This window comes from Sediminihaliea albiluteola (genome assembly GCF_014077625.1).
In the GTDB taxonomy this organism is placed as follows: Bacteria; Pseudomonadota; Gammaproteobacteria; order Pseudomonadales; family Halieaceae; genus Sediminihaliea; species Sediminihaliea albiluteola.
On sequence record NZ_JACFXU010000014.1, the window covers coordinates 354,407 to 380,108 of the forward strand.

The 25,702-nt window shown below is 50.4% G+C and carries 18 protein-coding genes and 1 tRNA gene; 6 read left to right on the forward strand and 13 right to left on the reverse strand.

The window, feature by feature from the left end:
- Positions 1-69: 69 nt before the first annotated feature.
- The gene (trxB, locus tag H2508_RS08530) at positions 70-1,026 is read right to left on the reverse strand and encodes a thioredoxin-disulfide reductase (RefSeq protein WP_182171875.1); all 957 of its coding nucleotides are present in this window, start codon (positions 1,024-1,026) and stop codon (positions 70-72) included.
- 441 nt (positions 1,027-1,467) lie between these two features.
- Between trxB and H2508_RS08535 the strand changes: the two genes are divergently transcribed.
- The 4 genes from H2508_RS08535 (at position 1,468) to H2508_RS08550 (ending at position 5,861) form a co-directional block, all read left to right on the forward strand.
- On the forward strand, positions 1,468-2,403 hold the full coding sequence (locus tag H2508_RS08535) for an NAD(P)-dependent oxidoreductase (protein ID WP_182171878.1): 936 nt from the start codon (positions 1,468-1,470) through the stop codon (positions 2,401-2,403).
- Between the two features lie 15 nt (positions 2,404-2,418).
- The gene (gene selA / locus H2508_RS08540) at positions 2,419-3,819 is read left to right on the forward strand and encodes an L-seryl-tRNA(Sec) selenium transferase (protein WP_182171883.1); all 1,401 of its coding nucleotides are present in this window, start codon (positions 2,419-2,421) and stop codon (positions 3,817-3,819) included.
- Entirely contained in the window at positions 3,813-5,747 is a 1,935-nt protein-coding gene (gene selB / locus H2508_RS08545) for a selenocysteine-specific translation elongation factor (RefSeq protein ID WP_182171885.1), read from the forward strand. The genes selA and selB overlap by 7 nt, the downstream gene beginning before the upstream one ends.
- Positions 5,748-5,766: 19 nt before the next feature.
- A tRNA-Sec gene (locus tag H2508_RS08550) sits at positions 5,767-5,861 on the forward strand.
- A gap of 109 nt (positions 5,862-5,970) precedes the next feature.
- On the opposite strand, the gene H2508_RS08555 is transcribed toward H2508_RS08550, so the two are convergent.
- The 9 genes from H2508_RS08555 to H2508_RS08600 form a co-directional block, all read right to left on the reverse strand.
- Positions 5,971-8,508, reverse strand: coding sequence for a TonB-dependent receptor (locus H2508_RS08555; protein ID WP_182171887.1), 2,538 nt, complete (start codon positions 8,506-8,508; stop codon positions 5,971-5,973).
- Between the two features lie 243 nt (positions 8,509-8,751).
- Positions 8,752-9,477, reverse strand: a complete 726-nt coding sequence (locus H2508_RS08560) for a GDSL-type esterase/lipase family protein (protein WP_182171889.1) — start codon at positions 9,475-9,477, stop codon at positions 8,752-8,754.
- 164 nt (positions 9,478-9,641) lie between these two features.
- Positions 9,642-10,805 (reverse strand): alpha-hydroxy acid oxidase, encoded by a 1,164-nt coding sequence (locus H2508_RS08565; RefSeq protein WP_182171891.1) that lies wholly within the window; start codon positions 10,803-10,805, stop codon positions 9,642-9,644.
- A 152-nt stretch (positions 10,806-10,957) separates the two neighbouring features.
- Positions 10,958-11,938 carry a 3-oxoacyl-ACP synthase III family protein gene (locus tag H2508_RS08570; RefSeq protein ID WP_182171894.1) on the reverse strand — a complete coding sequence of 327 codons (981 nt, stop codon included), beginning with the start codon at positions 11,936-11,938 and terminating at the stop codon, positions 10,958-10,960.
- Positions 11,935-12,558 carry a UGSC family (seleno)protein gene (locus H2508_RS15245; protein ID WP_328799345.1) on the reverse strand — a complete coding sequence of 208 codons (624 nt, stop codon included), beginning with the start codon at positions 12,556-12,558 and terminating at the stop codon, positions 11,935-11,937. The genes H2508_RS08570 and H2508_RS15245 overlap by 4 nt, the downstream gene beginning before the upstream one ends.
- Before the next feature lie 24 nt (positions 12,559-12,582).
- Entirely contained in the window at positions 12,583-13,596 is a 1,014-nt protein-coding gene (locus tag H2508_RS08585) for a hypothetical protein (protein ID WP_182171903.1), read from the reverse strand.
- Between the two features lie 169 nt (positions 13,597-13,765).
- On the reverse strand, positions 13,766-14,890 hold the full coding sequence (locus tag H2508_RS08590; protein ID WP_182171906.1) for a helix-turn-helix transcriptional regulator: 1,125 nt from the start codon (positions 14,888-14,890) through the stop codon (positions 13,766-13,768).
- Positions 14,891-15,030: 140 nt separating this feature from the next.
- Positions 15,031-17,046 (reverse strand): PQQ-dependent dehydrogenase, methanol/ethanol family, encoded by a 2,016-nt coding sequence (locus tag H2508_RS08595; RefSeq protein WP_220463674.1) that lies wholly within the window; start codon positions 17,044-17,046, stop codon positions 15,031-15,033.
- Positions 17,047-17,301: 255 nt separating this feature from the next.
- Positions 17,302-17,739 carry a nuclear transport factor 2 family protein gene (locus H2508_RS08600; protein ID WP_182171912.1) on the reverse strand — a complete coding sequence of 146 codons (438 nt, stop codon included), beginning with the start codon at positions 17,737-17,739 and terminating at the stop codon, positions 17,302-17,304.
- Positions 17,740-18,016: 277 nt separating this feature from the next.
- On the opposite strand from H2508_RS08600, the gene H2508_RS08605 reads away from it, so the two are divergent.
- Positions 18,017-18,664 (forward strand): EthD domain-containing protein, encoded by a 648-nt coding sequence (locus H2508_RS08605; protein ID WP_182171915.1) that lies wholly within the window; start codon positions 18,017-18,019, stop codon positions 18,662-18,664.
- 78 nt (positions 18,665-18,742) lie between these two features.
- Here H2508_RS08605 and H2508_RS08610 read toward each other — a convergent pair whose 3' ends face one another.
- From H2508_RS08610 to H2508_RS08620, 3 genes are all read right to left on the reverse strand, one after another.
- The gene (locus H2508_RS08610; RefSeq protein ID WP_182171918.1) at positions 18,743-20,803 is read right to left on the reverse strand and encodes a putative bifunctional diguanylate cyclase/phosphodiesterase; all 2,061 of its coding nucleotides are present in this window, start codon (positions 20,801-20,803) and stop codon (positions 18,743-18,745) included.
- 167 nt (positions 20,804-20,970) lie between these two features.
- Positions 20,971-22,134, reverse strand: a complete 1,164-nt coding sequence (locus H2508_RS08615) for a VanZ family protein (protein WP_182171921.1) — start codon at positions 22,132-22,134, stop codon at positions 20,971-20,973.
- 238 nt (positions 22,135-22,372) lie between these two features.
- Positions 22,373-23,473 carry a hypothetical protein gene (locus H2508_RS08620; RefSeq protein WP_182171924.1) on the reverse strand — a complete coding sequence of 367 codons (1,101 nt, stop codon included), beginning with the start codon at positions 23,471-23,473 and terminating at the stop codon, positions 22,373-22,375.
- Positions 23,474-23,708: 235 nt separating this feature from the next.
- Here H2508_RS08620 and H2508_RS08625 point away from each other — a divergent pair, with 235 nt between their 5' ends.
- On the forward strand, positions 23,709-25,691 hold the full coding sequence (locus H2508_RS08625; RefSeq protein ID WP_182171927.1) for a peptidase U32 family protein: 1,983 nt from the start codon (positions 23,709-23,711) through the stop codon (positions 25,689-25,691).
- Positions 25,692-25,702: the final 11 nt, after the last annotated feature.

The window sequence follows — 25,702 nt, forward strand, 5'->3', positions numbered from 1 at the left end:
CGCCGACCACCAAGAGCAGTCTAGAGCTTAAAGTAAAAGCCCAAGACTACCCCAAGCTAGCCTAAGCCGTCACTCTTGGCCGCTGCTTAAATCATCAAGATACTTTTCAGCATCGAGCGCCGCCATACAGCCAAAACCTGCTGAGGTGACTGCCTGACGATAGATATGGTCACCCACGTCACCGGCAGCGAAAACCCCAGCCACACTGGTTGCAGTCGCGTTACCTGTGGTGCCGCTATTTATCTTGATGTAGCCGTCCTGCATCTCCAACTGGCCGGCGAAGATATCAGTATTGGGCTTATGGCCAATGGCGACAAATACCCCGGCGAGCTCAATATCTGTGCTAGAGCCATCTTTAACCGATTTCAGTCGCACACCAGTCACCCCGCTATCATCACCAAGGACCTCATCTAGAGTACTATCCCAGTGTATGGAAACTTTGCCCTCTTGTTCGCGGGCAAATAGCCTGTCCTGCAGTACTTTTTCAGAGCGCAGGCTATCACGACGATGGACCAGCACGACCTCAGAGGCAATGTTTGCCAAATACAGCGCTTCCTCTACCGCCGTGTTACCCCCGCCAATGACCGCCACTTTTTTGTCGCGATAGAAAAAGCCGTCACAAGTAGCGCAAGCGCTAACGCCTTTACCCATAAAAGCTTGCTCACTAGGCAAGCCCAGGTACTGAGCGGAAGCGCCCGTGGCAATGATCAGGGCATCACAGCTATAGCTAGCACTGCCTTTAAGCAGCATAGGCCGAGCATCGAGGTCGACCTCTTCGATATGGTCAAAAATAACCTCAGTGCCAAATCGCTCCACATGCTCCTGCATATTCTGCATCAACTCAGGGCCCTGCAGTTCTGCATGACCGCCCGGCCAATTCTCCACCTCGGTGGTAGTGGTCAGCTGCCCACCTTGTTGCATACCGGTGATGACAACAGGCTTAAGGTTGGCCCGAGCCGCGTATACCGCTGCGGTGTAACCCGCTGGCCCCGAGCCCAAGATAATAAGGCGATGATGTGCTGACATAGTTAGTTTTCCTTTAAAAAAATGAAGGCTAAAGCCTAGTTGAGGCGAGCGTGCGGGATACTTTCAGAAGCCTTTTCGAGCTCAATGCAGGCAGCTCACGATAGCTGAACTTGATCTTGAGTTTTCCCTGCCATGGTTTTCCAGCTAACTCCATACAGGGACAAACAAATCTGCAGAACTCTCTGGGTCGAGAGCTGCTCAACTCTGTTGATTACTTGCAGTAAGTATATTAATCAAGGCAAGTGCATGCTTAGTACACATGTACGAGGGCGAAAACTACAATTAAGCATTGCTGAGCGTGCCAGCGAATAAGACTCAGTCCACTACAAAGGCAGCTCATAGCATAGTACAGTCGTACGATACCTCCGCTGTTTCGCTCACTTATACTCTGAGGGTTAAGAGAAGCAACTTGAATTTACTCCTGTTTATCGGAACTTAATCATGCGAATAGCCATACAGCCAGATTTCCCCCAGCTGGTCGATCAACTTCATTCCCTAGTACCTGGTGTTGAGGCCTTTTTGCTGCCCAAGGCGGAACAATCAAATGAAGCGATAGTGGCTGATGCCCTGCTGGGCACCGCTGTCGGTGGGAGCGAGCTGCCGGCCCTCATCGAGCGCATGGAAGGACTGCGCTGGATCCATATATTAGGTACGGGCGTGGATAAGTTCCCGCTTCATTTAGTCCAAGACAAACTGGTCACCTGCTCCCGTGGCGCCACCGCAAGCCCCATCTCCGAGTGGGTTCTGGCCATGCTACTTGCCCACGAAAAACAATTGCCTAAGCGCTGGATTACAGAGCCACCGGAAACTTGGCATATGGCCGACCTCGGCTGTTTAGAAAATAAAACTCTGGGCATTATCGGCTTTGGAGCTATCGGCCAAGCTATTGCCAAGCGCGCGCTGGCCTTTGATATGAAGGTAGTTGCCAAAGTTCGCAGCCACCGCAGCAGTCCAACTCCCGGCGTCGAACTCGTCGCAGAGCTAAACGACTTGCTATCAGTAGCTGATCACGTGGCTCTCGCACTGCCCTCCACACCCGAAAGTGAGGGATTGATAGGGGCACAAGCGATGGCAGCAATGAAACCCGGCGTACACTTGGTTAACGTATCCCGCGCCAACCTTATCGATCAGGAGGCGCTTCGCGAATACCTCGATAATGGCCAAATAAGCCGCGCCTCACTGGATGTTGTGGAGCCCGAACCTTTGCCAGCCGGTCACTGGATATATCAGCACCCGCAAGTTTTTTTGAGCCCGCATATCTCGTGGAGTGGGCCTAATATGATTGAGCGGATCGTGAGGCCTTTTTTCGAGAATGTTGTGGCCTTCTCCAAAGGCCAAACACTACAAGGCATCGTTGATACTGCTGCAGGTTACTAGCTAAGAGAATTTGCCATGACTGGCGAGCGCGACATAAGAAGAGCATTACCATCAGTGGATCGTGTCCTGCAGAACTCGCAGGATCTCGTTGCGCGCTGGGGCCACCTGCGCGTGAGCAAAGCTATCCGCAAACACTTGGACAGTATTCGCCAGAGTATCGATGCAAAGCAAAAGCCCGACCTGAGTATCTTAGCCATTCACTCGGCAATCAGCACAGCGCTGGCTGCCAGTGACGCGCAAAGTATCCGCCCGGTAATCAATCTATCCGGAGTGGTTCTGCATACTAACCTTGGCCGAGCCTGCCTGCCAGCCGCCGCCGCTGAAGCGGCCTACCAAGCTGCAATGTACCCCAACAACCTTGAGTACGACCTGGAGACAGGGAAACGGGGCAACCGCGATGTGCACGTGGAATCTCTAATCTGCGAACTCACTGGCAGTGAAGCAGCCACTGTGGTGAACAACAATGCTGCCGCTGTGGTGCTGGTACTGAGCACCTTGGCTAAGGGGCTGGAAGTACCTGTATCACGGGGCGAGCTGGTCGAAATTGGCGGCTCTTTTCGTGTACCAGAGGTCATGGCATCTTCGGGCTGCACCCTAGTAGAAGTGGGCGCCACCAACCGCACCCACCTAAAGGACTACCGCTCAGCTATTTCTGCGCAAACAGCACTGCTAATGAAAGTGCACACCAGCAATTATCGCCTAGAAGGCTTTACCCAGTCAGTGGACGAGAAAACGCTTGCTGAACTGGCCCATGAACACGGTCTGCCCTGCATTGTGGATCTCGGTAGCGGCTGCCTAGCTGACTTTAGCGCCCTTGGTCTACCAGCAGAACCAAAAGCCTCTGATTACATCGCCAATGGCATCGACCTGATCACATTCAGTGGTGACAAACTACTCGGGGGCCCCCAGTGCGGCATTATCGCCGGCAAGAAATCACTGCTTGAGCGTATCTGTAAAAACCCGCTCAAACGCGCTCTGCGAGTCGACAGCATGACCCTTGCGGCCCTCTCTGAAGTGCTAAAGCTGTATCAAGACCCAGATAGCCTGAGCGACACCCTACCCACGCTCAAGCAGCTGACCCGCCCGGCTAGCGAGATCGAAGCCCAGGCCTCGCGGCTCAGTGCTGAGCTCGCCACTTACTTAGCGCCCGCATTTCGAACCGCGACAGCGCCCTGCCTCAGTCAAATCGGTAGCGGCGCGCTACCGGTCGAAACGCTTCCCAGCTTCGCTATCGCCATCGAAGCACTCAATGGCGATAGTGAGCTAAGGCGCCTAGCAAAAGTATTGCGTCAGCTGCCACGCCCTGTCATTGGCAGAATCCACCAAGGCAAATTACTGCTAGATTTGCGCTGCCTAGATTGTGAAACTCTCTTTGTTGAACAGCTGCCCCAGCTCAGGGATGCCCTATCATGCTAGTGGCCACTGCGGGTCATGTCGATCATGGCAAAACCAGCTTAGTCCAAGCACTGACCGGTACCAACACTGATCGACTGACAGAAGAAAAGCAGCGCGGCCTGACTATAGAGCTCGGCTATGCCTTCGCAGCAGCGACCGCCAAGGAACGCATTGCTTTTATCGACGTTCCAGGCCATCACCGCTTCATCAATACCATGATATCTGGCATCAGTGGTATCGACCTCGGTATGTTAGTTGTTGCAGCAAATGATGGGCCGATGCCGCAAACGCTTGAACACCTACAGCTATTGCGTTTGCTCGGTGTTGAGCGCTACATCAGCGTCATCACCAAGATCGACCTGGTCGACAAAGAACGCTTGGATCAAGTCACAGAGCAAGTGAGCGCGCTCATTCCCGGCGCCCCTTTATGTGCAGTGTCCAATCGCAGCGCTGAAGGCATAGAGCAGCTTAAGTCCTTATTAGAAACTCAATTGCAGAACTGCCCTCAGCGCGCCAGCGAATCCTTATTTCGCCTGTATATTGACCGTGCGTTTATTAAAAAAGGTGAAGGTATTGTGGTCACCGGCACCTGTCTCTCAGGGACTATTGCGGCCGGTGATGAGCTGTATTTACACCCTGTTGAGGGGCAAAAAAACCAGGCTATCAAGGTTCGAGTACGCAAAATTCATAGCCAAGGTGAGTCGGCAGCCAGTGGTCATGCCGGACAGCGATGTGCGCTGAACTTAGCCGGCAAGCTATCACTAGAGCAAGCCCAAAGGGGAGGCTTTTTGTGTGCGCACAGCAGCGCCACACCCAGCCGCCGCTTAGATACACGCTGCTGGACCGCCGGGGACAGCAAGCGCGCCCTGAAGCACTTAGCTAGAGTGAAGGTCTATATTGGCACCCGGCGCATGAGTGCCAAAACCTATTTCCTCGATCGCGGCGAGAGCCCGGCTGCAGGACAGCGCATTCAGCTAATCTTAGACAAGGATGTACTGGCATTTGCCGGTGACAGATTTGTACTGCGAGATGACAATGAGAACGCCACCTTAGGTGGCGGTATCGTCATCGACCCCGATGCTCCCAAGTGGGGCAAGTCCCGTAAAAATCGTCTTAAGCAACTCGAGGCACTCGAAAGCGGTCAGCCTAGAGAAGCTCTTGAACAATTGTTATTCACTCACGGCGAGATAGTCAGTCTGCGTCAATATCGGCGCATCTGGAACCTGTCCCAAGAGGAGCTTGAGAGCCTACTGAGCCCTGCTTCGCTCAATAGAGGCGAGTTCGCCAGAGTCCGCGATGATGAGGATGAACTTATCCTATCCCGAAGGCTCTGGGAGAGTTATATTCAATCTTTCGATGAACACTTAGCCGAGCGGCACAGCGCTCGCCCTATGGAACCAGGCATAGGACCCGAAGTCTTACAAAAGCTAGTGCATAGGCAGATCCCCAAACGTTTATTTAAAGCCGTGCTCGATGAGCGTATTCGTGCAGGAAAGGTCGTTCAAGAAGGCCAATTAATTCGCGCTTTCGGGCACAGGCCCACGCTGTCACCTCAAATTCAGCGAGATTGGCAAGTGCTCGAGACATGTATGAAAGCACGAGCTTTGAACATCCCGCTGCGCTCTGAGCTGCAAAAGGATACTGGCTTCGACGCGAAACAACTGGAAGCCTTAGCCCGCCCTGCGATTAAAGCGGGCGACTTGTTTGAAATTGGTGAAAAACGTTTAGCCCTACCCTCGACTCTTCGAGAGTTGGCCGGCTTGTTGCAGCAGTTCATCGATAAGTCAGGAGAGGTATCTGTTATCGAAGCTAAGCAAGTATTCGGACTGGGTAGAAACTTGACGATTGAAATACTGGAATTCTTCGATCAAATTGGATATACAAAAAGAAGCGCTAACTCGCGATCAATTCTAGACCCCAATGCGGCGCCCATAGGGCAGCAAGACTAACTACGACCTAAGCCATAACGGAAGAGCGATATCCCCGGTGGGGTACCTGGTCTTCAAAACCAGTGAGGCGCGCAGTAACGCGCCTGGTAGGTTCGACTCCTACCTCTTCCGCCACTTAGCACTAGCAATCTTGGCCTGCTTTAAAGCCGATCAGCTTTAGCTTTCCTACAAGCAAAAAAAACCCGGGACAAGCCCGGGTTAGAGAGTAATCACTTACAGTGCATTAAAACTCGTAAGCGACTTCAACACCGTAGGTGCGTGGATCGCCGTACTTTTCCACCTTCAGACCAAGGTCTGCACCGAAGTTGATGCCGTAGCTCGGGTAGTCTTCATCAAACAGGTTTTTAGCCCAGAGGCTTACGCGCAGGCTGCCATTGCCAACATCAATGTTTTCGAGATTGAGTCGAGCATCAACCACTGTGCGCTCATCCATTACCTGAGGGTCAAAGACCACAGGGTCGCCACCAATAATCGCTGTAGAAGCGGCGGTGGTGTACCACTCATCCTGCCAGTTAACACTCAAGAAACCAGTAATCTCACCAAAGTCTGTACGCGCGAAGAGGTAGTCCGCGAACACATTTAGCTGGTTATCAGGTGAAGCGTTACGCTTGGCAAAATCCTTGCCCTTCAGGCACTGCTGAGGCTCATTGGTACCACACAGATCAGGAAACTCATCGAAGTCACCATCGAGGTATGCATAGCTCATACCGATGACAAGATCATCAATCGGTGCAACCAGCACCTCAATCTCACCACCCCAACGCTTGGCATTACCGGCGTTAGTAATGAGTGAACTTGGGGCACTATCCACGATGACGACCTGGCTAACCTGTAGATCATCCCACTCGTATGTATAGAGTGCAGCGTTGACACGCATACGACCATCCCACCAATCGCTCTTCAGACCGATTTCCCAGGTTTCCATGGTCTCTTCATCGAAATAATCGCTGCCGAAAGCTTCGCCGTTGAAGCTACCGCTGCGATAGCCTGTGGCGTAGCGGATGTAAGTATTGAGATCTTCGGTGGCTTGGAAAGCAAGGGTCAGGTTGCCGCTGACGTTATAGAAGTTTTTGTCGTCCTTGTCGGAAACGGCAGGGCTACCGCCAAACACACCAACCTGTGCCGCGTTATTCCATTCGACGTCTTTTTCTTCCTTGGTCCAGCGCAAACCACCGGTGATAGCAAGACGGTCATCAAGTAAACCTGGCGTCCAAGTAGACTGACCGAAAGCGGCCAGTGCTTTGGTCTCAAGTTTGTAATGTGTATTACCAATTGGCGCCAGTGGTACTAGAGCCAGTGAGGTGCGCTCGTACTCTGCTTTATCTTCGAAGTAATACACACCAGCGACCCACTCCAGACGATCGCTTCCACCTAGGATCTGAAACTCCTGGGAGAACTGGTCGTAATCAGAGCTACTATCTTGTGAGAAATGCAAGGCATTGCCCTGGGCATCGATTGCACCCCAGATAGCATCAAAAGGCAGCTGCGGAATTTTAGGATCATAGCCACCGGTCGCGCCGTAGAGCTGTCCCAGTGTCAAATGCAGGGTGTCGTTATAGGCACCGATGCCATTGGCGTCTATAGAGCTGTCGATCGCATCAATGTCGCCAAGGGCTGACACCGAGACTTCGCGATAGGCGCTTATCGACTTAAAAGTAACATCGCTAGCTTCCCAAGCTAAGGTCAGGGAGTGACCAGAGGCATCGACTTCAGATCGTGGCGTAAAGTCCACATTACCGCTGCTGCGTCTGCCTTCACCTCGCTTAAGCGTTTCATCGTAAACCTCAATCGTACGCTCTAGCGAAGGAATCCAACGCGAGGCAATACGCGGATCGCTACCAGGTGCTGCGGCCCACTTTCTGGCCTCCGCCAAAGTACCTTGCAGGGCAGCGACACGTGAGACATTGCCAGCCGCATCAAGGGGGTTGAATCCCACCACGACATCCAGGTCGTTGACCTCATCCAGCTGGTTGCCATCGTATGCGTAATCGGCAAACAGTGAGTTACGGAAATTCCAGTTTACAGCTAGACGCCAGGCCTGCCGATCTAGATCATTAAAGTCGCCACCACCGGATTTGTTATCGTAAAAGCCGCTTCGATCACGACCTTGTACACCAACACTGGCGGCAAAGCTGCCCAGACCATCCTCAGCATCGCCAATAGTCGGCGTATCTAGGTTAAGTTTGAGTCCGTACAAATCGTGGTTGCCCAGCGTACCAACTGCCCGAAAGCCAAATTCACCCAAAGGTTTACGGGTAATGTAGTTAACCGCACCACCGGTAGCGTTACGGCCATAGAGAGTGCCCTGTGGACCGCGGAGAATCTCAACACGCTCCAGCTCTGCCACATCAATGGAGCTACCAGCCATCTTGCCTATAAAGACGCCGTCCATATAGGTCGCCACAGCGGGGTCGAGCGACAGGTTTGAGGGAGAGCCGCCAGCCACACCACGAATGGCAAGGCCAATACTGCCCCGGCTACCGGAGGCTGAGAAGCCGCCCACGCCAGGGACTTGGCCCAATAAATCTTCAGTATTTTGAATGCCGCGACGCTCGAGAGACTCAGTGCTAAGCGCGGTGATAGAAATCGGTACTTCTTGGTTACTTTCTTCACGCTTTTGCGCGGTAACGACGATTTCTTCAAGTGCCTGTGCCTGTACGCTGCTAGGCAATGCCGCCGCCGCAACGGAGATCGCTAGGACGCTTAAAGCACTTACAGGCCCTTTGCTGCCATTTAGTAAGCTGCCAGTGGTATTAGCCATATGCAAATATTCCTATTTTTTATCTATAAACGCACCGCACACTAGTGTCGGGTGCTCAATTAGCTTTTTTGCTAAAGCAATTAGTATTTTACTTTAGCTAAAGCGCAGGTGTTATGGTGAAATTGTTCGCTTGTATTGACATTTAAGGTCAACAAAGCTTGAGTAACTGCAAGCAAGCTTTACTTTTCTGTTAATGGCCATGGCCTCCCCCTGCGCTGTTTACCTTGGCTAAATAGCCCAGATTCAGTGATTTTGCGAGTAGTCCTTAAGCAGCTGGGGACGAATAATAGAAGTCCATAGCCTGTAGCCTTCATCACTAAGATGAAGCTTATCGAACATATAGTAGTCGTTATCAGGCTTTCCCTGAGCGTCCAAAAAGGCTGGCCCAGTATCAATGTAAAAAAGCCCCGGTGTCCGCTCACTGTAATCCTCGATCAAGGCGTTGACAGCCTGGGCGCTGGGCCAGATCTCCCAGCGCCTTGGTGAGGGGGTAATAGCGATGTAATAAATGGGCAGCTCTGGCTGGTCGGCACGTACTTTATCGACAAACTGTTGATAGCTGTTAAGAAGCTGCTCAGGCGGCTTAACATCCCCTGGGGTAATGTCATTAGAACCGGCAAATACCACTACTCCAGCAGGCTTGTAAACATTTACTAAACGCTCGGCATAGTGCACAAGATCATTCAGTTTGGCACCGCCAAAACCCTGCTGAATAACGGGAATCGGAGACATATCTTTAACGAGACTATCCCATAGACGAATGCTTGAGCTGCCGACAAAAACGATGGCATTTTCCGGCACGGCACCCGCTTTCGTCTTTGCTTCCAAGGCTGCAATATCATCTTCCCAAACCAGCGGATCCTCGTTCCAGCGCTTATCGATTTCCTGGTAAATTCTGAAACTGCTCCAACTCACCGCGAGTAAAATAACGAGCAGCAGCCCGAAGAAAACTTTCAGTTTTATTGACATCTTTGCTCCTGATATTCACTACAGTGCTAGAGTTATACCCTGTCATCCACCCAGCATAAGAGTGAATCACAGGGGCTTCGCTAGTTAAAAGGTATAGCTGAGATCCAAACCATAGCTAGCATGATCATGCCAACGCGCCAGCGCAAAGCTGCTCACTAGCTGACTTAATATAGAGCACTCTGATTAGCTGTACCTACCTGCGCGTGAACAAAGCGGCTATCGACATCGTCAATACGAGTGACGCCCATCAGCATCATATTGCGCTGCAGTTCCTCTTTAAATATTTGCAGCGCGCGCTCCACCCCCAATTGGCCTCCAGCTGCCAGGCCATAGATATAAGGTCGGCCAATCATGCAGGCAGTTGCGCCTAGGGCAATCGCCTTTAACACATCAACGCCACGGCGAATTCCGCCATCGACAATGATCTCAGCTCGGTCACCTACCGCATCCACAATAGCTGGCAGCAAATCGAGAGGGGCTGGGGCTGCATCAAACTGCCGGCCGCCATGGTTCGAGAGAATAATAGCGCTCGCGCCGTGCTCTACCGCTAGACTGGCATCTTCTACTGACAGCACACCTTTAATCGCTAGGGGGCCATCCCAGCGCTCCCTCAAGCGAGAAATATCCTCAAAGACTAGATCAGCAGTGGGCCCCGCAGCGAGCATTTCCTGTGGGCTCGGCGCTTGGTCAAACAAACTGACTCCAGCTGTAGGCTTATTTTTGATGAAATTGTATAGCCAGCGGGGATGGCTAAGAATACTTAATATCGAGCTGATCGGCATTTTTGCCGGCGGCGGCATTCCCATACGCCAGGCCTTTTCGCGATTGCCATGTACGGGTGTGTCTACGGTCACGCACAGCGCACTAAAGCCTGCTGCTTTAGCTCGCTCTGCCAAGACATAGGCCCTCTCTCGGTCTGAGGGTATGTAAAGCTGCATCATTTTAGCTGCGCTAGAAGCAGCACTGATTTCCTCTGGCGTGGAGGAACCCCAAGTAGCAAGGGAGTAAGGCACTTGATATTTTTCCGCAGCAGCAGCCGCAGCTACTTCCTTGTGGTGATGAAACAGGCCAGTAAAACCAACAGGGGCCAGCACTATAGGCATAGCGACATCACAGCCCAATACACGACTCGAGGTATCGACACTGCTCACATCACGTAGGTAATTGGGGATCAATTGAAGCCCTGAATAGGCATTGCGATTATTCTGCAAAGCTAGCTCATCCTCGGCCCCACCACGTAAGTATTCAAACATAGGAGCGGGTAAACGCCGTTTAGCTAAACGATATAAGTCTTCTATATTGACGCAATTATTGAGCTGTCGGGACAATTTGATACTCACTTCAGATATGAGGGCTGGGCTTACAAAGCCTAGAACTAGGCTGTCACAAGGGTGTTCGAATTAGAAAGTCATAAGTAAAAAGGGGTGTGTTGTCACAACACACCCCTCATCGCAAGCTAGCAGTCTTATGCTTAACAAAGCTATGCAGGCATCAACAAGCCAGAGCCAAATGCATAGGGCGTAGAGCCCAACATCAAATAAGGCTGATCCAAGCCATCCGTCTTTAACAGGCGATCTAAACCAATCAAAATATCGGCAGAGCCCACATGACCTGTTTCATGACCAGTCATGACAAAGTTATCTGTCGGTATCTCGATAACTGCTGCAATCAACTGCAGGAACAGGTTAGCGGTCTGGTTGATGATCACTCGCTCAGCATTGCAGTCAAAGCGCGCCTTGAGTGCTTGTAAGCTACCGGCGTAACCATCGGAATAACGCTGGCGCAAATCATGTCGGCTCAAACCCATCAGCTTGCGCTCAAAGGGTTTTACACCGGCAGGCGCGACAGGATTGCGGGTGCCGCCATACTCTACGAGTACCGTGCCATTGAGGTCGCTCTGAGTGATAAATTCTGCTCCGCAGAATGTCCCTTTTGACTCATGCGAGGTCTTGTGACCAACCACAGTCGCTGCGGCGCCATCACTGTGCCCCCACAGCCCCATGTTCTCAATAGAGGTGTAATCGACAGTGTAGGTCCAGCGTTCTGCAGCAACAATTGCCGCCACTCCACCGCCGTGAGCTGCCAGCCAACCCTGAGCCATATCCAGCGCAGACAGCGCCCCGAGGCAACCCACTGTCATATCCAAGCCCATGCAGTGTGCTTCAGTACCGCAGGCTTTCATGATTTCAGTCGCTACCGACCATGAAGGCAGGTAATCGCGGGACATGCCCGCGAATATAACCAGCTTCAGTTCGGAAGGGTCTACCTTGGCATCTTCCATGGCTTTGCGTAAGGCCGCGACCCCCATGGTGCTAGGGTGGTCATCCTCAAGGGCGTGACAGCAATTGTCCCAGCCCTGATATCCGCTGGGATCTTGACCTGCCTCAGCGACAACTTCCTTCACCGGCCGCGCGGGAGGTAGATACACTCCAGTGCCGAGTATCGATAACTCATTCTTCATTTCGATGGACTCTCCGGTTCCTCATCATTCAATAAGCGCTGAACTGCATCAGCAATCTGCTCAGCACGTTGACGCAAAACGTCGTCTCCAACCATTTGCGTCGGGTGGCCAACGATAATCGCTGGCAGTGGTCTATCAGATGGCTGATAGGTCATACAGCGATCGATTTGATCTTCGAAAGGCTGCGTCAAAATTGCGAAACCGGCCACGCCGTTTCGCTGTAAAGCTATTGAGTCAAGCGAACTGCCCGACGAACAACTGCCTCAATCGGATATACCGCAGAGAACCAGCCCTCCCTCCTGGGAGAGCGATTGCAGCATAGCTTCTGGCATCCGCACGCTGGCGTCAGCCTTTACCAGGATTTGGTCTTTCACCTCAACGCCGCGCTCACGCAAGATCTCTTGCGCATAAGTCATGATGAGCTTGGAGTTTGGCTTATTGTGATCCAAGAAGGTCACAGTAGGCACTTTGGGTTTGAGAGTGATCTTTATCGGATCGGGCGTTGGTCTGGGGATTGGATCCACCAGCAGCTCACAGCTGACATCACCGCAACTGGTCAACTGCTGCGCCGGCGGGGTACTACTATTCCTCCCCGGCCCAGTGTTGGATGTTTGTGTCATGACAAGCTCCTTTTATTAAGCGTTTTATACTATTTGTTTACAGACGGTGTGCGTGCTGCCGGCCCACCGTGGAATAAGCGCAGAGAAGCGACCACCGTCGGCCCCGCACTCTATGAAAGTCAGTTGTTCTGGGCTCTTTAGCGGCGAGCGCATTTCACCCGGAACAACCTGCGCGAACTCAATCGGAGACTTAGCAATACGACCCATTGCAATTAAGTCATCAGTTTGGCGCCGTGCATTTTTGTAAATGTAGTCCAAGGCCTGCTCACGGCTGAATTCTTTAGACACAAGGTCCATGTGGTCTGGCGGAATCACCACCACAAAGCCACCCGATCGGTAATACCAGGCAGTTTGACCATAGTGACACATAGCGTCGCCAATAGTGTCTAGTATCAGGGCACCGGTTTCAGCGTAGTGGTTGTTAATTGAGTTGGGGCCTTCAGTGGACATCAGAGTGATGGCCGATGCATCTTCGGGCAAACCAAACTGGGTGTGATAGGGCCCCCAGGCTGTTTCTGGGTGTTCAGCAATGCAAAAGCTGATACGACCTGGGTGACCGATGGTGCCGTGGGACTCCAAAACACCACCCCCTCGACCACAGAAGTAGCGCATCATTTGTGCAAAGCGGCCAACAGTAGCATTTGCTCTACAATTAGCACCCAAAGCGTTGGTCGAATGCTCAAAGCCGAGTTCCTCAACAGCTGGGCCACTGACAATGACTAAAATAGATGCGCCACCAGTGGTCACTTCCGCCCCGCTGATATTCAACAGCGGGTCTAAAAGACCCTCCGTCACCGCTCTTAGAAGACGACCATACTCTAGCTTACAGCCAGCCATAACAGCAGTTGCTGCCGCTTTTTCAGCCCTCACGACGATATTTTGGCTCGGAATCTCGCCAATAATGTCTTGGCCCTGCCAACCCATCGCATCCAACATCTCATCAACAAGACTGCCATAGGGCGGAATGACTGGAAGGCCATCGGTCCAGCCGTTCTCCATGCAGTTTTCAATATCTTCAATGGTTGCGTAAGTCGTCATATGATCCACACGTATTAAGTACTTATAAATTAGGTATAGCTGATAGCATAGATACTATCAGCCCCTTTGTCAGGGCATCATCGTACAACTGTACTAAAGGCTCAGCCTTCGCCACATGAAACAGACAAGCTCAGAGAGTATCGAGTATCCGCTTAATGCTGCAAGCCCCCTACTGCCAACGGCTAGCGAAGGCCTCTGACACTAATTTAACAAGCTGATTCTGACGATTGACCCCTGTCTTAGTAAAAACAGATGAAAGCTGTGCCCGCGCGGTGTTCCGCGACACCCCCAGTGCCTCTGCTGCTGCGGTCAGCGTTAACCCATCGACAAGATGTGCAACCAGCTTTGCCTCAGCCGGGGTTACCCCAAACATCTCAATCAAACGTGACTGACTAGGGGCAAAATCGCGGACCTGGCCCTGCAACAACAACAGTAACTCCGGCCCGCCCTCGTCAAATACCACATTCTGCGATGACACTCTGCGAATGTGCACATCCCACTTGGTTTCAGTGCTAATACGGTTGATCACGATACTGGAGGTCTGCGCAGTAGCTGTCTTATCACTGCCTTCTCGCAGTAGCTCATTGCATGCATCCTCTAGCTTTTTCTGATCGCTGCTCTGGTGACAGCGCAGTGAATCCTGCTGCAGAAACACGCCGTCCTTAGACTTAAGGATCTGTTTTGCTTGTGAATTGGCCGACAGCACCTCCAGCTTAGCGTTAACAATCAAAGAGGCGATATCCATAGAGCCTAGAAGGTCCTCGTAAAACTCCTCAATAAAGCTGTTATGGGTATAAGCACCATATAGCTTTAAGGCCTTATCCATTAGAGGAACAACACTTTCTAAGCGAGCCCGATCGGAGTCAGAGAATGCCGGGGCATCACCTATTCTGGCCAAACGTAACCTCAGGCGGATGTGGCTAGGTTTATCAAAGACGTCAAAGCCAATCAGATCGGAGACATCATAGTCTTTTAGATATTGATAAAACTCCAAAGACTTGAGCTCGGAGCGAGTCACCCTATCATCGAGGGTGAATACCTTTTTCTCGGGTAGCTCAGCTAAAGGCGAGTCGAGGTGGGCTCTGGTTTGAAAGTCCTGCAAGGCCCCCGAGTCTGAATAGAGGTACACGGTATGTCCTGGATCGGATAGGCGCGGACGGCGCAGCACCAGAGTAGCGCTGGACACATTCATAAAACTTTCGAGATAGTGCAGCAGTGTCTTCCAAGGAGGCTTTTCCAACACTCCCTCATAAATCACCTGACTCAGAGGGTGGGCTACAGGTATTTCTGACACATGGGCCTCCTTGGTGCGCCAAGATTACAAGCCATCCGCTTAGCACTTACTCCACAATTGACTGACTCCCTGCTCTTGATTAGCGCTAAGCCAAGCATATCGCGCTTTAAGCTGAGGATGTAGATCGAGCGCTCAGTCAATTAGTCCACTGAAGCTGCTGCAGTTTCATGGGCGCGTCTACGGATGTAATGCCGCATCGCTTCAAGCTCATCATCTCTAAGCTCGCTAAAGCTCGGCATCCCTCGCTGCAACAATGCCCCCTCTCTCACCACAGCGGTGAAACCTGCCACCGACAAAGGGATAGGCGAGGCCCGCAGATCGGGTGCATACCCACCAGCAACGGCGCCCACACCATGGCAAATAATGCAGTTTTTAGCCGCGTAGACGGCCTGACCCCGCGCGGCCTTCTGTGCATCTATCTTAAAACCAGCGTCAACTATTGGTGACAGCGGTTGTTGCGGCTGGGACTTGGGTAACTCTGCTTTACCGTTTAGAGCAAAGGTCATCAGACGCCGTGGTTGTTGACGTCCCACCCAACCTTCCTTAGCAGTAAGGGCGCCAAAAGCCTGCACCGAACCGGCCCAACCCGCCAAGATAGACACATACTGCGTATCGCCAACCAGGTAAGTAATGGGCGGCGACAAGCTGCCTACGCCGAGATCATAGGACCACAGTAACTCGCCATTGTCGGCACGATAGGCATTTAGCTTACCTTCCGGATCAGCTTGCATCACCAGATTACCGGCGCTAGTCATGATGCCTCCACCAAAGGCCCCTGGCGTTGGAATGCGCCAGGCTTCCTGCTGCGTCACGGGATTCCAAGCTAACAGAGCGCTGGTGGCCAGATCTGTCGGCACCTCTTCTGATCTAACTTTGGTGCTTAAGCCGTTAGCAAACTGAAAGCCTGGTTCATAGGCCCAGTTTTCTATGTCGACCCCCTCATCACTGTAATAGCCAAACACCTCTCGAGCTGGGATATAAGCTAAGCCTGTCTGCGGGTTGAAGGCCATAGGGTGCCAGCTGTGAGCCCCCGTATCGCCCGGCCAGATCAGCACCGGTCCGTCTTCATAGCGGGCGTTAGGGCTCTCTACTGGACGACCAGTGCTCAGATCAATTTTTTCGGCCCAGGTCACCTTGGCAAACTTTTCTGCAGAGATCAGTTGGCCATCTTCGCGATCAAGCACATAGAAGAAGCCATTTTTAGGGGCGTGCATCAACACCTTGCGCTGCTTCCCCTCTAGCTCCATGGTCGCTAGGACCATGTCCATAGATGAGTTGTAATCCCAAGTCTCACCTGGGTTAGTCTGGTAGTGCCAGACATACTCTCCGGTATCCGCATCGAGTGCGAGCACGGAACAGAGAAACAAATTATCACCGCCGCCGGGGCTGCGGATCTTGCGGTTCCACGGCGCGCCATTACCGGTACCTAGGTAAATACGATTGTACTCGGGGTCATAAGTCATGGCGTTCCATACGGTGCCACCGCCCCCGAACTTCCACCATTCACCAGTCCAGGTTTTTGCTGCCATAGCCATGGCCTCATTCTCGAAGCCATCGGCCGGATTACCCGGAGTGATATAGAAGCGCCAAGCCTGCTTGCCCGTCATCGCATCATAGGCCGTGACATAACCCCGAACTGCACCGTACTCAGCACCACCGTGCCCAATAATTACTTTATCGTTGAATACACGCGGGGCACCGGTGATATAGCGGCTGTCGCCTTCTTCAGTGGTAGTGGCACTCCAGACCAGCTCACCCGTGCCGGCATCTACGGCGAGTAAACGCCCATCCATGGTGCCCACATAAATATGGCCCTTCCAGAAGGCCAAACCGCGACTTCCCCATGCCCTGCGCAGCATATCGGGATGCGTTTTCCAAAGCTCTGGGTCATAGCGCCACAGCAACTTACCCGTCTTGCCGTCCACCGCGTGAATCACGCTGTATCCGGCGGCGAAATACACAATACCGTCTACCGCTAGGGGCACCGTTGTGACGCTATGCATATCGGCTAAATCCAGATAGGAAGCCAAGCTCAAATTTTTCACATTATCCGCGTTGATCTGATCTAGCGGGCTATAGCGCTGCTCATCGAAGGTACGGCCGTAACCTGCCCAGTTAGCACCTTCAGGATCACTCGCAAGGAGATTATTATCCACGACTGTTGCACTGCCCCAGCCGGCCGAAGAAAAGAGGCAAGCGATTAAGTAAAGATGGCGCATTTTTAGCATAATTATTTCCAAACCCTATTTGAATACTCTGCTTAGGCTGCCGCTTGATATAACTAAATCCCAGTGCCAACTAAACTCTCACTGTCGCCACTCCACTGAAAGCAGTCCTGAATAGCAATTAGCCGCTAGGGGCAATATGAGCGTGATAGCACTACAGAGCGGCACACAAACTGCTGGCGCATTTTAATGATTAAATATCTCTAAAGATCCAACATAGCCCTGGTTTTTCTTGACTCGACGCACCATGCGCCAGCAATCGTCCACCTTTCTCCACTCGTCGTAATAGCGGCCGAGTGTAAAAAAGCTCATATCGGCCTTATCCTCATTGCCTAGATGCATATCGCTAACATATGCACTGCTTGTAGCACTGTCACCATCCACATCGATCATAACGTTGCCAAGTAAATGCTGAGTAGGGCCACAATTATCTAAAAAGGAACGCATGAATGAGACGATAACATCACGCCCCTCAAGTTCTCCAGCACCTAGTTCAGCTGTCATATCTTCAGTGGTGAACTCAGCAAAGGCCGACCAATCTCGCTCGTCCATGGCCCGCGCAAAAGCGACTAAATTTCGATAAATAGCTCGCTCTGCCAAAATCACGTCAATGCCAATGGTCATTGCTTTACTCCTAAAAATTCTTAGTGTTGATAGGCTTTAAAAACTGTGTTGAAAGAGTAATCCACAGATGCTCTTTCAATGTCGCCTTATAGGCAAAAAAAACTCGCCCAAGGGTCAAGCTAGGCGATAAAACTTGCCCACATAAAGTATCTGTGGATCATCGCAGGCTAGGCATGAGATAGTAAACTTAAAAATAAGACTTGCTTACTCCTGAACCTAGGGGCGAATAATAAAGGGGGCGAAGCAAGTTAGCTTATTGCATGCAGGAGCATCTTAGATGAAAGGTATAAGCCTTATAACGCGGCGCGAGGGCACTACGCGAGAGACGTTTCGAGATTACTACGAAAAGCAGCATGCCCCACTTGGTATGCGCTATTTTCCGTTTTGCAAATATCTGCGCAACCACGTTATTGATGCCTCTAAAGACATTAACTTCGATGTGATTATGGAGAGTTATTTCCCTGCAGGAACTGACATTGCCACTATTAACAGCGGAGAAATACGCGCCATTATGGATGTCGATGAGCGCAAATTTATGAAGCCTGAGATGATCCGCTCCACATCTGCCAATGAGCATATTATTAAAGGAGCAGAAAACAGCATTGCCCAAGCGGGGACCCGGCGACTTATGCTGCTACTAAACTCAAATTCTAGTGCGCAGCTCTCTCGCGCCAATCTAGATCAGTGGGGCGCTGCACTGATGGGCCTGCAGGGCGTTGAGCGTATTAGCCTAGACATAGCAATGCAGCAAATTAGCACTTACGCTACTTTCCCCTATGCCGCTATTCTAAGTTTGTGGCTAGGCACTGAAGCTGAAGCAGTTCAACTGCCCGCGGCCCCCGAGGGGGTAAAACTGGAAGTTTCCGTGCTGACAGAAGTACATGAGACGAGGCCTGAGGTGCTCGCGGAGCGCTATCAAGGATGACTTTCTGCAAGCACAACCCACAGTGCCAAGCAAAACGCCATAGCTAGCTGTCTTAAAAAGGCTCAGTGTTAAGAGACCTTACTCGCTGATTTTGTCATAACGAAATTTCATCATTTCATTGGCCGGCATGGGTTTACTGAAATAGTAGCCCTGAGCTATATCACAGCCTAAGTCAGCCAATAAGCTAAGTTGCTCTTGGGTCTCAACCCCCTCAGCAATAACGCGCAAATCTAAACTGTGAGCCATTGCAATGGCGGCGGTTACTAGGTCACGGTCTTCCTTTTTTTCGCAGATACCACTGATAAAGCTGCGATCAATCTTCAGCAGGTCAAATGCATACTGTCGCAAATAGCTCAATGATGAATACCCAGTGCCAAAGTCATCCATTGAGAGCTTCACTCCTAGCTTATGGAGCTTGCTTAAGGCCTCTTCGACATATGACTTACCGATCATCAATACGCCTTCAGTAATTTCAAACTCCAAACACTCAGGCCTGACATTAGCGTTAACAAGAGACTCTTCAACAAAGCTAGCAAAAGCTCTATCTCTGAATTGAAGAGGAGATAAGTTAACCGCAATCGCATACTGCTGCTGATGAGCTTTTCTCCACTCAAGTAAAAAACTAAGAGCCTGCTCAAGCACATACTTCCCAATAGGAATAATAATGCCGATATGCTCAGCGACAGGGATAAACTCATCTGGCCCCACCTGTCCCAAGGCGGGATTGTGCCAGCGCAGCAGTGCTTCTGCGCCAGTGACACTTCCTGTTTTTAGGTCTAACTTAGGTTGGTAATAAACTTCAAACTCGTGACGCTCTAGCGCCCCGCGGAGCTGCCCTTCGATCTCTAACCGACGAAGAATCATGTCGTTCATTTTGTATGTAAAAAAAGAATAGGTATTACGTCCCGAGGCTTTGGCTTGATACATTGCGGTATCGGCATTGCGCAACAGTTCTGTTGCACTATCGCCATTTTCGGGATAGACAGCGACACCAATGCTCGTTGTAAGAACCAGCTCTCTAGCATCAATTAAAAAAGGCTCTCTAAACTCCCTTAGAATGCTCTTAACAACATCTACTAGGTCGTAGTAATCACCTAAAGAACGCAGCAAAACAATAAATTCATCGCCACCTAAGCGTCCTACAGTATCGGTCTCTCGCACTACTCTAGAGAGTCTTTTTGCTGCTTCAACAAGTAACTTATCGCCTACTTCGTGCCCCAGCGAATCATTCACTTTCTTAAAGTCGTCTATATCTAAAAACAGTACGGCGGCTTTGCCACCATATCTTTCGGCATCCTTAATCACCTGCGACAAACGATCTAGTGATAAAAAGCGGTTGGGCAAAGAGGTCAATGCATCATAATAAGCCTGCTTCCGAATTAATTCAGAGGCCAGGTGTTTCTCGGTGATGTCTCGAACCATCACCACCATCTGCCTGTGTTCTTTAATATGCCTAACTCGAGCCTCATAAAAGCTTTTGCCTTTAGGCATTTCTAGTTCGTATTCAAAACTTATTATTCCCTTTCGCCCTATCGCTTTAGCAATGTAAGTTTGAACTCTTGTAAGGACCTTAGCTGGAAACAGCTCTGCTATATTTTTTCCGAGAAACTTTGCCGGCGAGGTATAAAGGTCTTTTTCACTGCCAGAGTGATAGTTAATAATTGTTCCATCTTCTTCCAACAAGAAAAACAGATCGGGAGTCGCCTCAAAAACTGATGTCAGTAAGCTTTCTTTCAGCATTGCCTGTGCTTCTGCTTGCTTAACATCGGCCAAGCTAATATCAATGCAATACATTTCGTACTCATTGAGCTCGTTAACAAACATGGCATGGCTTGAGAAAACGTTAACGTCCTGGCCATACTTATCGCGCAAGGTAAGTTCTGCTGCGGGAATTTCGACGTCGTTTTCCAGCCACTCTCTGTGAGCCGCTATCACATCATCGCGCAGATCATCAGGGATTATGAGTTGCTCTAAGGTCTTACCTAGGGCCTCTTCTGCGCTATAGCCATAAAGAATTTCGCTACCTCGGTTCCAATATATAACCCTTCGCTGCTGATCGTATCCTTGGACAGAAATAGCATCGACGGTATCAAAGAGTTGATGGACAGAGTCCCTAGTAGCTGGCGGGCGATTTAACATATCACTAATCTAGCGACCTCTTAGGCTGTCGAAATATCACGCCCCAACACTTAATCCAAAAAAGGGCTCAGAACTTAAACTTGGCGATTTTGACGAGAATAACAGATGGTGCTTTGCTCTGATATACAGGATTTACTGCCGCTTATAGAGGCCCATTTACCACTTTTTCAACTCACCACCGGCGGCAAACCTCCAGCTTGTCCTCCTTGCTGTATATGTGCTTGTCTATATTGCCCATAGCAGTGAAAAGCCAAACCAATGGCTAATGCCAAGAGTGGATCTGTGATTTCTGCTGTGGGCCCGAAAAAGAACACTTGCAACAGCTCACTTATCAAAAGTATTACAGCGATAAGCACAGTGGCTGTTCGCAATCTAAAGCCCGCCTCAAATAGCAGCCAAATCAAGCTGCCATAAACAATAATTTTATTGAAGATCGACATCACATTGAGCAGCAGATTCCCCCCCAGAGCCCCACCAAAGGGTACCCATTGAAACGAGCGAGCCTGGTCCCGCAATTCAAAGGGCACAAAGGTTGTGGCCAGAATGACTAATCCTAATGCAAGAGCTAGTGCCAAGGGTCGCTCCCGCTGACGTATTAAATGCCAGAGTGGAATCGACACCACAGCGCCCACTACATGCTCGGTACTCGTTGGGTGTCCGACAATAAAAAGGCTTCCAAAGAGCGTTACTAGGACAATTAGAGGAAAGTAACGCTGTCTAGCAAGAGGGCCCCGACCCTCACTCAAGAAATGAAAAATGACTAACCAAATCAATACCTTATGCAACAGCCACCATGGCTGAATATCAAATAAAAGTATTGATTTGAGGTTGTTTTTTAATAATTGTAAATCTAATGAGGGTACGAATGGCGCCCAATTGTAAAGCAATAACAACAGGCCCAATAGCAAAGCAATCTGAGGTAAATCATCCGGCCCGCTAAGGATCCGCTGATATTTCTGTAAAGGTAAGCGAGCGAGCGCGCAGCCCATTAGGCAACCCAGCAGGTTCCAAATTGCATCGCTTCCACTTGGCGTTCTTCTGGGCACAAACAGCTGCAGCACCTGCAGCAAGTAGGCCAAAATAAAAGCCACAAGCAGGATTTGAATTGTTCTCAGCAGCGCCTTGTTACTTGGATAACTATGCAGCGCCAGAAAACCAAAAGGAACAAAGAGCAAAATATTCGCGATCATGTCACCTCGCCCACTATTGCCAAGACGAAAGTTAAAGAGCGGTGACTGAAGTGCCTCATTGAGTGAGGTCGATTCAAAGGAAAATGGATAGAGCGAGCCGTAGCTGATCAGGAACACAAAGCTGTAAAGCAGTAATCGCATAGTAGCGTTTCAAATAGCTTGTCTACTTTGATACTAGCAGTCTTCCTCAGCTTGCCAAGCTAACAAATTGTAGGTAGCGCAAAAACAAGCCTAAGCACTATGCCATATGGACCTGTGACAAAAAATTGCCAGCTTTAACCCTAGCCTACGCAGGGCCAAAGCCGAGATGTGAATAACTTAGAAATAAGCTTAAGCCATTGTTTTTAATAGAATTTAAAGGCTGACCACTGAAGAAATTTTAGTTCTGCTGCTGTAAAGACTGCTTTTCACAAAATGCTACAGCAGCCTGCATAAAGCTAGCTTGCTCTTCTTCACTCAGCAGCTGATTAATGGGCTCGGGCACCTTGGTAGCTAGGATATCGCCACATACTGACTGTGGGTTCTTTTGCATGTTGCGAGTAAATACACGCGTGGCCTGACGCTTGCATGATGTTCGCAGATCTTCGGCTACAGCTGCCTGTTGGTCAGGATGTAAGTTCTCTATGATGAAGTCCGGTGTTTTTCCAGCCATCAGCCCTTTGCAAGTATCCTGTGCTTGCTTGCGGAATTCGCTCTGTAAAAGCTCTAGAGTTTCTCGCTCACCTTTAGGCATATTCACTACCGGTACATCAGCGGCCTCAAGCTCACTTATCCATGTCGTCCAGGTACCTTCCTGCTTGTAATCGCTCTCTTGGCCGTCCTCATCAATGATCACACTCGTGTGGCGCGCGTCGCTGCGCGCAACCATGCCCAACTCGCTGAGCCGAGCCACTAGTGCCGCCCCAAAACGCGGGTCACTGTAGGCCCCCGACCTACGAAATGGTGCAAAGGAAAAAGGCTTGTCGCTCCAGATCCACAAATCCGCATGCATTTGATAGCGCTGGCCGGATAAGTCATTCTCTAGCTGGCGGGTATAGTCAGCGCTGAGCACATAATGCTGCGCCATAGCGCCAGCGATCTCACGCTCACCCTCAGCGCGCTCAACTTTGACACTGAAATCGCTATAACTGTATCTGTCACCGTACTCTTCCCAGCCACTACTCTCCAAAGGGGATTTATCTTCTGGCCAGTGTGGGATGAATAAACCCATATGCCGCTCGCCAAGTGCAAATGAGGCATTGTCTACATTGCGCTCGCTTAGCCTGTCACTCCAGATTAAGCTGTGTTTGGGCCCCTGCATTACGTACTCAAGCACCGACTTTTCATAGTGCGGCGGAAATTGACCTAGGTCCTCTACCTCTGGCCTAGTCGTGTGCAGCATGTATGAGTAACCCTTAACAGTTTCTTCACTCTGACTGGGCAGGGCAAAAGTTGTAGCGCTTAAGATTATTGTTGCAGCAAGAAAGGCCTTTAAAGTCATAGTTATTCTCTTTATTTCGATGATTACTTAAAGCTAAAAGCTAGCGCTCAACGAGCAGGACTTAGCTGTGCCAAGGCTCTTCAGTAACACCCTAACTGAACAATCGACAATTTTCTAATGTCAGCAGAACAGTTGCTCACTTAGCTCTCACTGAGCCCTGCTGCTCGTTATAAGATTGCCCAAATAGCAGACTGCGCTTACCATAGCCTACCTTTTACCGCAGCCATTGTTCAGCATGTCACTATTAGCACATCAATTAGAATTATTAAGCCCCGCACGTAATGCTGATATTGCCAAAGAGGCTATTTTGCATGGCGCGGATGCTGTGTACATCGGCGGCCCAGGCTTTGGCGCAAGACACAACGCAGCTAACTCAATAAGTGATATTGCCAATGTGGTGGAATTTGCTCATCAATACCATGCCAAAGTATTCGTCACCCTAAACACCATCCTGCACGATAATGAATTAGAAGCCGCACGGCGCCAAATCTTTGACTTATACGATGCCGGTGTCGATGCGCTTATTGTGCAAGATATGGGCGTACTAGAAATGGATATTCCGCCCATAGAACTCCATGCAAGCACTCAATGCGACATCCGCAGTGTTGAAAAAGCACAGTTCTTGTCACAGGCGGGCTTCTCGCAGATCGTTTTAGCTCGCGAGCTAAATTTGCAAGAAATTAAAGCCATTAGCGATAGCGTCGATGCCGCGGTAGAGTTTTTTGTTCACGGCGCCCTATGCGTGGCCTTTTCAGGGCAATGCAATATTTCTCATGCCCAGACTGGGCGCAGCGCCAACCGCGGCGACTGCTCACAAGCTTGCCGCCTGCCCTATACCTTAAAAGACAAAAACGGTGCAGTGGTAGCCTACGATAAGCATTTGCTCTCGATGAAAGACAACAACCAAAGTAATAATATCGATGCCTTGGTTGAAGCGGGTGTACGCTCTTTTAAAATTGAAGGGCGCTACAAAGATCTAAGCTATGTTAAAAACATTACCGCTCATTACCGCCAACTACTCGACAAAGTGCTACAGGACAAGCCAGAACTTGCGCCTGCCTCGAGCGGCAGAACTGAGCACTTCTTTGTGCCCAATCCCGATAAAACTTTCCACCGCAGCAGCACTGATTATTTTGTTGTTGATCGACAAATCGACATTGGCGCTTTTGACTCACCAAAATTTGTCGGCCTGCCGGTCGGCGAAATTCTTTCCGTTGGTAAATCCAGCCTACAGGTACAGACCACCACAGTGCTCAATAATGGCGATGGCTTGAATATTTTGCATAAGCGTGAAGTACTTGGCTTTAGACTCAACACGGCCAAGCAACTCAGTCACTTTGAGCAAGACGGCCAACAATACTGGCAGTACCATCTAGAACTCAATGCTATGCCTGATGCATTGCGAGCCATCTCTTTACCGCAGCCATTAAACCGCAACTTAGATCACAACTGGCAACAAGCTTTGCTAAAGAGGTCAGCTGAAAGAAAGGTCGCCATCAAGCTGGCAATAGAGTCAAGTGCCAGCGCGCTACAGATCACTCTAAGCAGTGAAGAAGGCATAACAGTTACTAAAGCCATCTCAGGACCTTTTGAGCTCGCCAAGCAAGCCGACAGAGCCCTGCAGCAACTGCAGGACACACTCAGCCAAGTCGGCAACACCCTTTACTACATTAGCAGTTGCACACTGGACTCTGAGCAGGCCTATTTCATCCCTCAATCACAGGTCAAAGCTTTGCGTCGTGAAGCGATAGACGCTATGGATCAAGCGCGCTTAGCAAGCGTGCCGCGCGGAGCACGCAAAGCGCCCAGTAAGCCAGCACCCACCTACCCTGAAACACAGCTTTCTTTTTTAGCTAACGTCTATAACCAGAAAGCCCGCGATTTTTACTATCGCCACGGTGTGCAACTGATCGACGCAGCTTACGAGGCACATGAAGAAAAGGGCGATGTATCACTAATGATCACTAAGCACTGCCTGCGCTTTTCTTTCAACTTATGCCCTAAACAGGCCAAAGGCTTTACCGGCGTTCGCAACAAAGTCAGCGATATGCAGTTAGTACATGACGATGAAGTGTTAAGACTAAAGTTTGATTGCAAAGCTTGCGAAATGCATGTGATCGGTAAAATCAAAGCCAATATCTTTGAGAGCGCGTCGCCAGGCAGTACCAGCCATGCCCAGCAGAATGTCGAAGAAGTTGTTAAAATTATTCAAGCATAAAATTGCTTATA

Excerpts from the sequence above, each read along its gene's own strand:
- trxB (WP_182171875.1), bottom strand. The coding sequence starts at position 1,026 with ATGTCAGCACATCATCGCCTTATTATCTTGGGCTCGGGGCCAGCGGGT.
- H2508_RS08535 (WP_182171878.1), top strand. The coding sequence starts at position 1,468 with ATGCGAATAGCCATACAGCCAGATTTCCCCCAGCTGGTCGATCAACTT.
- selA (WP_182171883.1), top strand. The coding sequence starts at position 2,419 with ATGACTGGCGAGCGCGACATAAGAAGAGCATTACCATCAGTGGATCGT.
- selB (WP_182171885.1), top strand. The coding sequence starts at position 3,813 with ATGCTAGTGGCCACTGCGGGTCATGTCGATCATGGCAAAACCAGCTTA.
- H2508_RS08555 (WP_182171887.1), bottom strand. The coding sequence starts at position 8,508 with ATGGCTAATACCACTGGCAGCTTACTAAATGGCAGCAAAGGGCCTGTA.
- H2508_RS08560 (WP_182171889.1), bottom strand. The coding sequence starts at position 9,477 with ATGTCAATAAAACTGAAAGTTTTCTTCGGGCTGCTGCTCGTTATTTTA.
- H2508_RS08570 (WP_182171894.1), bottom strand. The coding sequence starts at position 11,938 with ATGAAGAATGAGTTATCGATACTCGGCACTGGAGTGTATCTACCTCCC.
- H2508_RS08585 (WP_182171903.1), bottom strand. The coding sequence starts at position 13,596 with ATGACGACTTACGCAACCATTGAAGATATTGAAAACTGCATGGAGAAC.
- H2508_RS08600 (WP_182171912.1), bottom strand. The coding sequence starts at position 17,739 with ATGACCATTGGCATTGACGTGATTTTGGCAGAGCGAGCTATTTATCGA.
- H2508_RS08605 (WP_182171915.1), top strand. The coding sequence starts at position 18,017 with ATGAAAGGTATAAGCCTTATAACGCGGCGCGAGGGCACTACGCGAGAG.
- H2508_RS08610 (WP_182171918.1), bottom strand. The coding sequence starts at position 20,803 with ATGTTAAATCGCCCGCCAGCTACTAGGGACTCTGTCCATCAACTCTTT.
- H2508_RS08615 (WP_182171921.1), bottom strand. The coding sequence starts at position 22,134 with ATGCGATTACTGCTTTACAGCTTTGTGTTCCTGATCAGCTACGGCTCG.
- H2508_RS08620 (WP_182171924.1), bottom strand. The coding sequence starts at position 23,473 with ATGACTTTAAAGGCCTTTCTTGCTGCAACAATAATCTTAAGCGCTACA.
- H2508_RS08625 (WP_182171927.1), top strand. The coding sequence starts at position 23,709 with ATGTCACTATTAGCACATCAATTAGAATTATTAAGCCCCGCACGTAAT.